Raw genomic sequence first — 12,684 nt, 5'->3', positions numbered from 1 at the left:
TCCCTCGCTGGTGTCCGTCTCCCGCCGGTCAGCGGGCGATCTGCAGGTCCTGCTCGACGTCGGCCTCGGCGGCCACGCGCAGCGACTGCGACGCCCCGCCGGCACCGGTCCCGGCGGCCAGCAGGTAGTAGCCGGCGCCGAGGTCGGCGATCCGGAACGCGCCGTCGGCGCCGGTGTCGGCCCGCCCGACGGTCTCGCCGTCCTGGTCCAGCGTGACCACGACCCCGGCCATCGGGCTCCCCGACGCCGCGCGGACGACGCCGTGCACCGCGGCCGATCGGGTCACGGTCAGCGACACCCGCGCCGTCTCGTCGGCGACCGCGCAGGTCGCGACCCCGGACTGGTAGCCCTCGGCCGAGGAGACCAGGACGTAGCGGCCCGCGCCCGGGACACGCAGCGTCGCGGCGCCGTCCGGGCCGGTCGTGGCGGTGGTGATCTCCTGACCCGTGCCGTCGAGCGCGGCGACCGCGACCCCGCCGACCGGCGCCGCGTCCCGTCCGGTGACCAGGACCTCGACGTCCTGCCCGATCATTCCGGGCACCGGCGTGACCGGCGCGGTCTCCGGGCGGGGACGCCGGAACGCGACCGGCGACTCCTCGACCTCGACGGGGTCGGCCGGGCCGGTGGCGGACGTCGCGACCTCGCCCGTGTCCGTCGGCGATGTCGTGCCCGCCGGTGATGCCGTGCCCGCCGGTGATGTCGTGCCCGTGGGCGACGCCGTGCCCGTCGCGGTGTCCGTGGCCGTCATGGCGGAGATCGTCCCGTCCGTCCCGGGGGTGGTCGCGACCGGGCCGGTCGACGACGGCGTGTCCGTCGTGGACTCGACGGTGGGCAGGACCGGGGACAGGGCCGGCGACGTCGCCGGGTCGATGTCCGGGTCGTCGTCCAGGTCGGGGTCGACGTCGTCGTCCGCGCCGATCACCGGCGTCGCCGAGCGCATCAGGCGCGGGGTGGGTCGCGGGGCCGGCTCGCCGGTGGGACCGAGCGGCGGTCCACCGGGGACGGTGGTGCGCGCGGTCGGCGACGGGGCCGTGCGGTCCTCGTCGGACGACCCCGCGGCGGACGTCGCGGTCGTGGAAGCCCCCGGTCCGGACGCCTCGGCCGTGGGGACGTCCACTCCGGACGCTCCCGGGGCCGTGACGATCGGTCCGGTGATGTCGGGTCCGGTGACGTCCGAACCGGTCGTCGTCGAGGTCCCGGCTGTCGGGGTCGCCGACGTGGAGCCGACGGGCGTCGAGGTGTCCCCTGCCGAGGCGCCGGACGTCGGCGTCGTGTCGTCGGTGGACGACTCCCGGCCACGGGAGGCGGCGATCCCGGCCGCGGCGGCGCCGAGTCCCAGCGTGCCCGCGACGATCCCGGCGCCGGTCACGACCGGTCCGCCGCTCGTGCCGCCGGTGGTCGTGGAGTCGGGGTCGGCCGGATCGGCCCCGTCCGCGCGGTCCCGGTCGGGCACCGGCACCGGCGAGGGCCGCTGCGAGACCGTCGCGCCGACCGGTCCGCCCTGCTCGGGGACCCGCCCGGCCGCGCCCGGCCCGGTGATCCGGTCCCGCGCCTCGCGGAACTCGCGTTCGGTGTCCGGCGTCGTCGTGCGGGACAGCGGGGACCGGTCGGTCGGGACGGCGGTCACGCGCTTGACCAGGTCGGGATCGACCGGCGAGCGGGACTCCTGCCGCGGCGGCGCCGCGGGCCGGGGCGCGGCGGACTCCCCGGAAAAGACGTCCGCAGCCGTCGCGGACGCAGTGGTCGCAGACGTAGTGGTCGCGGACGTAGCGGTCGTGACCGGGGTGTCGGCGTCGTCGGGCTCGTCCGCCGCGACCGGAGTGGTGTGGCCGGACTCCACGATGCCGGAGGCAGCGGTTCCGGCCGTCGCCACGACGGGCGTCGTCCCGGCCGTCGTCTCCGCCGGAGCCGGCGAGGACGGGTCCGCGGACTCGTCGCCGGCCGTCGCGGACGGCTCCTCGCCGGCCGCGGGGCCCGACGTGTCGGCGGTCGCCGCGGACTCCGAGCGGGCGTGCGGCGTGGGCCGGGGACGACGCGGCGACGCCGACGGGGGCGGCTCGATCGGGCGACCGTCGACGAAGCCGCGCGACCAGGGCGGACCGACCGGTCCGGCGTCCACATCGGAGAGATCACGCGCGATCGGCGTCGCCGCGTCCCCGGCGGACGCGGGAGTCGCGTCGGTGTCGGCGACGGCGACGTGTGAGCCGGGCGTCGGGGTGGTGGGATCCGATGTCACGTCGGCGCTCGGCGACGGGTCCCCCACCACGCCGGAGGGGGCGTCGCGGTCCGGGACGTCGTCCGCCGCATCGGCGGTCCGGGCGTCGGAGGAGGCAGCGGCACCGGTCACGGTGTCGGGAGCCGCCGGAGCGTCGTCGGGCGAGACGTCCCCGGCCGGGGCGGTGCCGGCCGGCACGCCGACCGCCGTGTCGGTCGCGGTGGAGCCGGCCCCACGAGGGATCGTCCCGGCGTCGGTGTCCTCGGCGACGCCACCGTCCTCGATGGTGCCCTCGGCGAGACCGCGGCGGCGGTTCACCAGATCGCGGACGGTGCGCGGCGGCTCGTCCGCGGACACGTCGCTCTCGTCGTCGCGCTTGCGTCCCCGCAACAGGAAAGCGGCGATCCCGATGGCCACCAGCAACACCACCAACAGCCCCAGCAGGGCCAACGTCGTCATCTGGAGTTCCTCCCGCCGGAGAAGAGCGGACGCCCGGCACTCGCGTCGTCGCAGCCGGGCCGGAACGAACCCGGCACACCGACCCGGGAACCGCGTCCCCCGGTCGGCGCATCCGGCGACGAACCGTAGCACCCGGTGACCGGTTACCGGTGTGGGTGAACGCGGCCCGCGTGTCGCGTCCGTGCAGCTCACGACGTCCGTCGGGGACCGCCCGGCGGCCGGGCGGGAGATCGGCGAGGATCGGCACATGACCTCTGACGGCGGGCCGGGCACCCGGGTGGACCACGAGCTGGCCGAGATCGCGGACGCCCACGGCGTCGCCGTCTCCTACCTCGACGGCGCGCAGCGGGAGGTGCATGTCGACGCCGACGTGGTGGCCGACGTGCTCGGCCTCCTCGACGTCGACGTGACGACCCCGCAGGCCCGCCGCGACGCCCTCGCGGCGGCCCGGGAGAAGGCGTCGGCGACGACGCTGCCCCCGACGATCGGTATGCGTACCGACGCCGCCCACCCGGTCCCCGGGCGCGGCGTCCTGACCGCCGAGGACGGCACCCGCCGCGACGTCGACGGCGAGATCCCCTCCGGACTGGAGCCCGGCTGGTACGAACTGGAGACCGGGCAGGGCCGCAGCACCGTCGTCGTCGCACCGCCGTCGCTGCCGGACCCGCCGCGCACGTGGGGTTGGATGTTGCAGCTCTACGCCCTGCACTCGGCCCGTTCCTGGGGCATCGGCGACCTCGGCGACCTGGGCGACTTCGTCCGGACCACCGGGCGCGAGCAGGGCGCCGGTGCAGTGCTGCTCAACCCGCTGCATGCGATCACCCCGGTCCCGCCGGTGCAGCCCTCGCCGTACACGCCGTCGAGCCGCCGGTTCGCGACGCCGCTCGCGCTGCGGATCACCGACCTTCCCGCCTACGCCGGCGCCGACCCCTCCACCCGCGCCGAGGTGGACGCGCTGCGCCCGGAGCTCTCCGGCGACCGCATCGCCCACGACCGGGTGTGGGCGGCGAAGCGTTCCGCGCTGGAGGCGCTCTGGCGCGGCGCCGGGCGCCCGGGTCCCGACGGCCACGACCCCGACCTGGACGCGTTCGCCACGTTCTGCGCGCTGTCCGAGCGCCACGGCGGGCTGTGGCAGCAGTGGCCGGAGGCGTTGCGCCACCCGGGCTCCGACGCCGTCGCCGCGGAGCGGGCCGAGCTGGCGCCGCGGGTGGCGTTCCACGGCTGGGTGCAGCAGCAGGTCGCCACCCAGCTCGCCGACGTCCGGACCGCGGCCCGCGAGGCGGGCATGCCGGTCGGCGTCATCCACGACCTGGCCGTGGGCTGCGACCCGCAGGGCGCCGACGCCTGGGCGCTGCAGGACGTGCTCGCGCTCGACGCCTCGGTCGGCGCCCCGCCGGACGCGTTCAACCAGCGGGGACAGACGTGGGGCCTGCCGCCGTGGCGGCCGGACCGTCTCGCCGCGACCGGCTACGCCGCGTTCCGCGACATGCTGCGCGCGCTGCTCTCGCACGCCGACGGGCTCCGGATCGACCACGTGATGGGCCTGTGGCGTCTGTGGTGGGTGCCGCAGGGCCGGTCCGCCGACCGTGGCACCTACGTGCACTACGACGCGGACGCGATGCTCGCCGTGCTGGCGCTGGAGGCGCACCGGGCCGGCGCCGTCGTCGTCGGGGAGGACCTGGGCACGGTGCTGCCGGAGGTCCGGGAGTCGTTGGCGCGCAATCACGTGCTCGGTTCGACGGTGCTCTGGTTCTCCCGCGACCCCGACCCGGAGACCGGCGGCGACGACGGCCCGATCACCCCGCCGGCGCGCTGGCCGGAGGGCTCGGTCGCCACGATCTCCACCCACGACCTGCCCACCGCGCCCGGCTTCCTGCGCGGCGAGCAGGTGCGCATCCGCGCGGAGCTGGGGCTGCTCGACGACGTCGACGCCGAGCGCACGAAGGCCGCCGCGGAACGCGACGAGCTCGTCGCGCTGCTGGTCGACGAGGGCCACCTGACCTCGGCGGGCGCGCCGGAGGAGGACATCGTGGTCGCGATGCACGCACTGCTCGCGTCCTCGCCTTGCCGTCTGGCCCTGGCCTCGCTCTACGACGTGCTCGGCGAGACCCGTCAGCCGAACCTGCCCGGCACCGTCGACGAGTACCCGAACTGGCGGATCCCGCTGCCGGAGACGCTGGAGAAGGCGCTGGCCGACCCGCGGGTGGCCCGGGTCGCGGCCGTCATGGGCGAGCACCGGGGGTGACCGGCGCGGTCCCCCGCCTGGAAGGATCCGACGAATGTCCGCACCGCACGACCCCGATCTCACCGCGGTCGACCTGGTCCGCGCCGACGGCACGGCCGGCGCCCTGTGGCAGGCCTGGACCACCGGCGAACGCCTCGCCGCGCTGCCCGAGCTGCTGCGGCCGCGCACGCTGGCCGAGGGCTTCGCCGCCCAGCAGCGCCTCACCGAGCGCGCCGGGCCGTCCTACGGCTGGAAGCTGGCCGCCACCGCGGCGGCCGGTCAGGCACACATCGGGGTCGACGCCCCGCTGCCCGGCCTGCTGTTCGAGCGGTTCCGGCACGCTCCCGGCGACGTCGTCCCCTCCCACGACCTGCACATGGCCGTGGCCGAGGCGGAGTTCGCGTTCCGGATGCGCGACACCGTCGAGCCGGGTGCGTCGACCGAGGAGCTGCTCGACGCCGTCGACGCGCTGCACGTCGCGGTGGAGCTGCCGGACTCCCGCTTCGCCGCGTTCGAGACGGCCGGTGCGCCGCAGCTGCTGGCCGATGCCGCGTGCGCGAGCCGGTTCGTCCTCGGCCCGGAGATCGGGAGCTGGCGCGACCTGGATCTGCCCGCGACGCCCACGGCTCTGTGGATCAACGGCGAGGAGGTCGCGACGGGAAGCGGGGCCGCCGTCCTCGGTGACCCACGTACGGCCCTGGCCTGGCTCGCCGACGCCCTGCCCACCTACGGGCTGCGCCTGGAGGCGGGCAGCGTCGTGACGACCGGGACCACCACGGTCCCGGCGGCGATCGCGGCCGGAGACGCGGTCCGCGCGACGTTCGGCGTCGACGGCGCCCTCGGCGAGGTCGCGTTCACCCTCGCCACCGGCTGACCCGCTAGCGGACGACGGCGAGCGCTCCGGCGGCGATCCGCACCTGGACCGCGGTGTCGGCCTCCATCTCGGTGACCTCGCCGTCGATCTGCACCGGCATCGGGTCCAGCGCGGTGAAGCGGAAGTCCTCCGACGTCGGCTGGGGGCCGAGCCCGCGCACGGCCGCCTTGATCGCGGTGAACAGCACCCGCCACTTCGGCCGGTGCTCCATCAGGATGACCTCGAACCGGCCGTCGTCCGGGCGCCCCTCGGACAGCTCGGCCACCTTCGCCATCTCCGGGATGTTGGCCAGGAGCAGGTTGTCGACGCGGCGGACGTTGCCGTCGGTGAACTGCAGCCGGAACGGGCTGAACGCCCAGAACGAACGGATCGTGGACACGACCTCGCGGATCGTCCCCTTGCCGCCCTCCTCGATCTCCAGCGCGACGACGGGCGTCAGGCCGAACCCGATGTAGGAGTGCGCGTAGCGGACGGGGGCGTCGCCGAGGGTCATGGCCAGCAGGTCCATCGGCTCGGTGCGCCCGTCCAGGATCGCGTCGCGGAGCGGACGCCGGGAGGTGACGCGGTCGTGGTCGTTGGCGTTGCCCGCGGGCAGTACGGCCGCGGCGGCCTCGGTGCCGGGGACGTCCATGATCCCGTTGACGACCTCGTTGTAGCCGCCGTCGCCACTCGCCGAGACGATGAGCGGACGCCCCGGGGCCGACGCCGCCTCACGGGCGATGTCGCGGGCGTGGCCGGCGTACTCGGTCGGCCTCAGCTCCACCGGGAGCTCGGGACGGATGCCCGCCAGCTCCCCTCGCAACCGGCGCGCGAGCGCGTCGGCGTCACCGGTGCTCCCCGGGTTGAACACGATGAGCACGGAGTCCAGCGTTTCGGCCACCCGTGAAGAGTAGGCCGATCTGCACGAACCGCCCGTTCGGCACCTCGCGGGCACACGGGGGTGCCACCCGACCGGGTATCGGGCACGGTGGCGGCATGGATCTTCAACTGGGTGGGAAACGCGCGATCGTCACCGGCGCGAGCCGTGGGATCGGGCTCGCCGTCGCGACGACGCTGGCGGCGGAGGGCGCCGACGTCGCTCTGGTGGCGCGCGACGCCGCCGCCCTGGACGAGGCCGCGGCGCAGGTCGACGCGGCCGGCCCGGGCCGGGTGGTCGCGGTGCCCGCCGACACCGCCGACGACGCCTCGGTGCGCGCGATGGTGGACACCGTCGCCGAACGTCTCGGCGGGGTGGACGTGCTGGTCAACGCGGCCGCGCGTCCGGCAGGCGCCGGTCCGCTCCCGAGCCTGACCGACCTCACCGACGACGACGTCCGCGTCGAGCTCGAGACGAAGCTGCTCGGCTACCTGCGGTGCGCGCGTGCCGCAGCACCGCTGATGACGGCGCAGGGCTGGGGCCGGATCGTCAACATCAGCGGACTCAACGCACGGAAGTCGACGTCGCTGGTCGGCTCGGTCCGCAACGTGGCGGTGGCCTCGATGACCGCGGCGCTGGCCCAGGAGCTCGGCCCGCGCGGGGTGAACGTGACGGTCGTGCATCCGGGTCTCACGGTGACCGAACGCATCCCGGGGATGATCGCCGACCGGGCGCGCGAGCGTGGCGTCGACGAGACGACGGTGAGCGCCGAGCTGGACGCCACCACGACGATCGGCCGGATGATCACCGCGCAGGAGGTCGCCGACGTGGTCGCGTTCCTGGCCTCCCCGCGCAGCATCGCCATCAACGGGGACACCGTCGCCGCGGGTGGTGGCACACCGGGCGTCGTCCACTACTGAGCACCTAGACGGGTCGCGGTCGCCGCCGGAGCTGGCAGGATGGACGGATGGACTCGACCCGCGTGGACCGCTGGTTGTGGTCGGTGCGTCTGGCCAAGACCCGCTCCGACGCCGCGACGTCGTGTCGCGGCGGGCACGTGCGCGTCAACGACCACCCGGCCAAGCCGGCGACGCTCGTCCGCGAGGGCGACCGGGTCCGGGCCCGGGTGTACGAGAAGACCCGGACCGTCGAGGTCACGAAGGTGATCGAGAAGCGGGTCGGCGCGCCGATCGCGCAGGAGTGCTACATCGACCACACGCCGCCGGAGCCGAGCGGCCCGGCCCCGGTGTACGCCCAGCGCGACCGCGGCGCCGGACGCCCGACCAAACGTGACCGACGCGTCCTCGACCAGCTGGGGCTCTCCCGCCGCAGCAGCTGAACGCCTGTGAAAATGAGGGCATGTACGACGCCCTGTTCCGCCTGGTCCTGCGACGGATCCCGGCCGAGACCGCGCACCACCTCGGCTTCGCCGTCATCCGCGGCCTGGGGGCGATGCCGGCCGTCGGAGCGCGCCGGGGCGGCACCCTCGGGGCGCACGACCCCGTACTGCGCACGCACGCCCTGGGCATCGACTTCGCGACGCCACTGGGTCTCGCGGCCGGATTCGACAAGGACGCACACGGTGTCGCCGCACTGGGGCGGATCGGCTTCGGTGCGGTCGAGATCGGGACCGTCACGGGACGCGCGCAGCCGGGCAACCCGCAGCCCCGTCTGTTCCGGCTGACCGAGGACCGTGCGCTGATCAACCGGATGGGGTTCAACAACGAGGGAGCCCCCGCGGTCGCGCCGCGGCTGGCCGGCCTGCGGGGTCGTCCGGTCTCCGGGACGCCGGTGCTCGGCGTGAACATCGGCAAGAGCAAGGTCGTGCCCGCCGAGGACGCCGTCGCCGACTACCGCACGAGCGCCCGCCTGCTCGGCCCGTACGCCGACTACGTGGTCGTCAACGTCAGCTCCCCGAACACCCCGGGCCTGCGCGACCTGCAGCAGGTGGGCGTGCTCGAGCCCCTGCTGACGGCCGTACGCGACGAGCTCGACGCCCTCCCCGGGCAGGCCCGGGTCCCGCTCCTGGTCAAGATCACGGTAGACCTCGCCGACGACGACATCGACGCGGTCGCCGACCTCGCGGCCCGGATCGGCCTGGACGGCGTGGTCGCGACGAACACGACGGTCTCCCGGGACGGCCTCTCCACCCCCGCCGAGCAGGTCGAGGCCATGGGGGCCGGCGGAGTGTCCGGACGGCCGCTGGCGGAACGGGCGCTGCAGGTGCTGTGCCGTCTGCGTTCCCGCCTCTCCCCGGAGCAGGTCGTCGTCTCCGTCGGGGGCATCGAGGACGCCCACGAGGCCTACCGCCGGATCCGCGCCGGCGCCGCGCTGGTCCAGAGCTACACCGGGTTCGTCTACGGCGGGCTGCTCTGGCCCTCGCGCCTGAACCGGGAGCTGGCCGCTCTCGTCCGCGCGGACGGCCACCGTTCTGTGAACGAGGCCGTCGGCGTCGGCGTCTGAAACGACGACGAGCCCGTTTCCGGGATCACCGGGAACGGGCTCTTCTGTTACTGATTGATCCTGACATGCGAGTGGGGCCCTGTCATGGAATCTCTTCCACGACAGGGCCCCACCCAGACGTTGAATGTCGGCGACGACCTACTCTCCCACACCCTGACGAGTGCAGTACCATCGGCGCAGGAAGGCTTAGCTACCGGGTTCGGAATGGGACCGGGCGTTTCCCTACCGCCATAACCACCGACAACACTATCAACTTATCTTCCAACCCTTAACAGACCACACAACCCACACCCACCAGCCGGCGACCTCCGAAGAGGACACCAACCGAAAAGGTGTCATGGTTGTGTGCTCAGGGTCACACAGTGGATGCGAACAACATGTTGTGGCAAGCCCTCGGCCTATTAGTACCGGTCAACTCCACCCCTCACAGGGCTTCCATCTCCGGCCTATCAACCCAGTCATCTACTGGGAGCCTTACCCACTCAAGGTGGTGGGAGACCTCATCTTGGAACGAGCTTCCCGCTTAGATGCCTTCAGCGGTTATCCCTTCCGAACATAGCCAACCAGCCATGCCCCTGGCGGGACAACTGGCACACCAGAGGTTCGTCCGTCCCGGTCCTCTCGTACTAGGGACAGCCTTCCTCAAGTCTCCAACGCGCGCGGCGGATAGGGACCGAACTGTCTCACGACGTTCTAAACCCAGCTCGCGTACCGCTTTAATGGGCGAACAGCCCAACCCTTGGGACCTACTCCAGCCCCAGGATGCGACGAGCCGACATCGAGGTGCCAAACCATGCCGTCGATATGGACTCTTGGGCAAGATCAGCCTGTTATCCCCGGGGTACCTTTTATCCGTTGAGCGACACCCCTTCCACCAGGTGGTGCCGGATCACTAGTCCCGACTTTCGTCCCTGCTCGACCCGTCAGTCTCACAGTCAAGCTCCCTTGTGCACTTACACTCAACACCTGATTGCCAACCAGGCTGAGGGAACCTTTGGGCGCCTCCGTTACTCTTTGGGAGGCAACCGCCCCAGTTAAACTACCCACCAGGCACTGTCCCTGAACCAGATCATGGCCCGAGGTTGAGACACCCAATTCGACCAGAGTGGTATTTCAACAATGACTCCACAACCACTAGCGTGACCGCTTCACAGTCTCCCACCTATCCTACACAAGCCGAACCGAGCACCAATACCAAGCTATAGTAAAGGTCCCGGGGTCTTTCCGTCCTGCCGCGCGTAACGAGCATCTTTACTCGTAATGCAATTTCGCCGAGTCTGTGGTCGAGACAGCGCCCAAGTCGTTACGCCATTCGTGCAGGTCGGAACTTACCCGACAAGGAATTTCGCTACCTTAGGATGGTTATAGTTACCACCGCCGTTTACTGGCGCTTAAATTCTCCGCTTCACCCCACAAGGGAGTTAACAGGTCCTCTTAACGTTCCAGCACCGGGCAGGCGTCAGTCCGTATACATCGTCTTGCGACTTCGCACGGACCTGTGTTTTTAGTAAACAGTCGCTTGGGCCTGGTCTCTGCGACCACCCACCCCTAGCCCGCAAAGGGGCTTCAGGACAGATGGCCCCCCTTCTCCCGAAGTTACGGGGGGATTTTGCCGAATTCCTTAACCACAGTTCGCTCGATCGCCTCGGTATTCTCTACCTGACCACCTGTGTCGGTTTGGGGTACGGGCCGCAACAGCACTCACTAGAGGCTTTTCTCGACAGCATGGGATCACCCTACTTCGCCTCAATCGGCTACGCGTCACCTCTCACCCTTCATGACCCCCGGATTTACCTAGGAATCGGGCTACAGGCTTACACCACGACAACCAACGCGTGGCGAGGCTACCCTCCTGCGTCACCCCATCGCTTGCCTACTACCGGATCGGATCCCACGCTCCCTCGCCAGGAAACCCGAAGGTTTCAAGACAAGTTCGGATGGTTAGCATCACCGGCCTCAGCATGGACGCACTATCACGAGCACGGGAATATCAACCCGTTATCCATCGACTACGCCTGACGGCCTCGCCTTAGGTCCCGGCTCACCCTGGGCGGAACAACCTGGCCCAGGAACCCTTGGTCATCCGGCGGCAGAGATTCTCACTCTGCATTCGCTACTCATGCCTGCATTCTCACTCCCACACCCTCCACCCATAAGTCACCCCTGGGCTTCACCAGATGCAGGACGCTCCCCTACCCAACAACACACAAAGTGTCATTGCCACAGCTTCGGCGGTGCGCTTGAGCCCCGCTACATTGTCGGCGCAGGACCACTTGACCAGTGAGCTATTACGCACTCTTTCAAGGGTGGCTGCTTCTAAGCCAACCTCCTGGTTGTCTCGGCGATCCCACATCCTTTCCCACTTAGCGCACGCTTAGGGGCCTTAGCTGGTGATCTGGGCTGTTTCCCTCTCGACCATGAAGCTTATCCCCCACAGTCTCACTGCCGCGCTCTCACTCACCGGCATTCGGAGTTTGGCTGACTTCAGTAAGCTTGTCGGCCCCCTAGGCCATCCAGTGCTCTACCTCCGGTGAGAAACACACGACGCTGCACCTAAATGCATTTCGGGGAGAACCAGCTATCACGGAGTTTGATTGGCCTTTCACCCCTACCCACAGCTCATCCCCCAGGTTTTCAACCCTGGTGGGTTCGGGCCTCCACGACGTCTTACCGACGCTTCACCCTGGCCATGGGTAGATCACTCCGCTTCGGGTCTACACCCCGCGACTCAACCGCCCTATTCGGACTCGCTTTCGCTACGGCTACCCCACACAGGTTAACCTCGCCACGAAGCATAACTCGCAGGCTCATTCTTCAAAAGGCACGCCATCACCCCGAAAGGCTCTGACGGCTTGTAAGCACACGGTTTCAAGTACTATTTCACTCCCCTCCCGGGGTACTTTTCACCTTTCCCTCACGGTACTTGTCCGCTATCGGTCATCAGGTAGTATTTAGGCTTAGCGGGTGGTCCCGCCAGATTCACAGCAAATTCCACGAGCTCGCTGCTACTCGGGAACAAAATCCACAACCAGACACACGCTTTCGCGTACGGGGCTCTCACCCACTACGGCCACCCATCCCAGAGATGTTCCGCTAACGCATGCACTGAACTGTCCCAATCACGGCAGTGACTGAACGATCAAGTCCCACAACCCCGCACCCGCAACACCTGCCGGCTTGACACGGACACGGTTTAGCCTCTTCCGCTTTCGCTCGCCACTACTCACGGAATCACTGTTGTTTTCTCTTCCTGTGGGTACTGAGATGTTTCACTTCCCCACGTTCCCTCCACGCACCCTATGAATTCAGGTACGGGTAACGCCCCATGACGGGCGCTGGGTTTCCCCATTCGGACACCCTCGGATCACAGCTCGGTTGACAGCTCCCCGAGGCCTATCGCGGCCTCCCACGTCCTTCATCGGCTCCTGATGCCCAGGTATCCACCATGTGCTCTTAACAACTTGACCACAACAAGATGCTCGCATCCACTATGCAACACTCAACACACAACCACACACCAACACCGGCAAGCACCACACCCGCACGCGGGAGCGTTAGTAAGCCAGGAATCAGAGGTGGTCCAGAAAAGACAA

7 protein-coding genes and 2 rRNA genes are annotated in these 12,684 nt (G+C 70.2%); 5 read left to right on the top strand and 4 right to left on the bottom strand.

The window, feature by feature from the left end:
- Nucleotides 1-28 precede the first annotated feature (28 nt).
- A complete protein-coding gene (locus EV383_RS02510; protein ID WP_130288410.1) occupies nt 29-2,674 on the bottom strand; it encodes a carboxypeptidase regulatory-like domain-containing protein in 2,646 nt (881 codons plus the stop codon).
- A 247-nt stretch (nt 2,675-2,921) separates the two neighbouring features.
- Here EV383_RS02510 and malQ point away from each other — a divergent pair, with 247 nt between their 5' ends.
- Entirely contained in the window at nt 2,922-4,919 is a 1,998-nt protein-coding gene (gene malQ / locus EV383_RS02505; RefSeq protein WP_130288409.1) for a 4-alpha-glucanotransferase, read from the top strand.
- Nucleotides 4,920-4,953: 34 nt separating this feature from the next.
- The gene (locus EV383_RS02500; protein WP_130288408.1) at nt 4,954-5,772 is read left to right on the top strand and encodes a 2-keto-4-pentenoate hydratase; all 819 of its coding nucleotides are present in this window, start codon (nt 4,954-4,956) and stop codon (nt 5,770-5,772) included.
- A 4-nt stretch (nt 5,773-5,776) separates the two neighbouring features.
- Here the strand turns inward: EV383_RS02500 and EV383_RS02495 are convergent, their stop codons facing one another.
- Complete coding sequence (locus tag EV383_RS02495) at nt 5,777-6,652, bottom strand: diacylglycerol/lipid kinase family protein (RefSeq protein ID WP_130288407.1); 876 nt, start codon at nt 6,650-6,652, stop codon at nt 5,777-5,779.
- Nucleotides 6,653-6,747: 95 nt separating this feature from the next.
- Here EV383_RS02495 and EV383_RS02490 point away from each other — a divergent pair, with 95 nt between their 5' ends.
- The 3 genes from EV383_RS02490 to EV383_RS02480 are packed head-to-tail and all read left to right on the top strand — an operon-like array spanning nt 6,748 to nt 9,091.
- Complete coding sequence (locus EV383_RS02490; protein WP_130288406.1) at nt 6,748-7,548, top strand: SDR family NAD(P)-dependent oxidoreductase; 801 nt, start codon at nt 6,748-6,750, stop codon at nt 7,546-7,548.
- A gap of 47 nt (nt 7,549-7,595) precedes the next feature.
- Nucleotides 7,596-7,967 carry an RNA-binding S4 domain-containing protein gene (locus tag EV383_RS02485; protein WP_130288405.1) on the top strand — a complete coding sequence of 124 codons (372 nt, stop codon included), beginning with the start codon at nt 7,596-7,598 and terminating at the stop codon, nt 7,965-7,967.
- Nucleotides 7,968-7,987: 20 nt separating this feature from the next.
- Nucleotides 7,988-9,091, top strand: coding sequence for a quinone-dependent dihydroorotate dehydrogenase (locus tag EV383_RS02480; RefSeq protein WP_130288404.1), 1,104 nt, complete (start codon nt 7,988-7,990; stop codon nt 9,089-9,091).
- 125 nt (nt 9,092-9,216) lie between these two features.
- Here the strand turns inward: EV383_RS02480 and rrf are convergent.
- Both rrf and EV383_RS02470 read right to left on the bottom strand, forming a co-directional pair.
- Nucleotides 9,217-9,333 (bottom strand): 5S ribosomal RNA (gene rrf, locus EV383_RS02475).
- A gap of 139 nt (nt 9,334-9,472) precedes the next feature.
- Nucleotides 9,473-12,558: ribosomal RNA gene (locus EV383_RS02470) — 23S ribosomal RNA — on the bottom strand.
- Nucleotides 12,559-12,684: the final 126 nt, after the last annotated feature.

Origin of the sequence: Pseudonocardia sediminis, from assembly GCF_004217185.1 — a bacterium.
GTDB lineage: Bacteria > Actinomycetota > Actinomycetes > Mycobacteriales > Pseudonocardiaceae > Pseudonocardia > Pseudonocardia sediminis.
The sequence above is the reverse complement of the archived record's forward strand: the minus strand, read 5'-3'. Positions and strand labels throughout refer to the sequence as shown.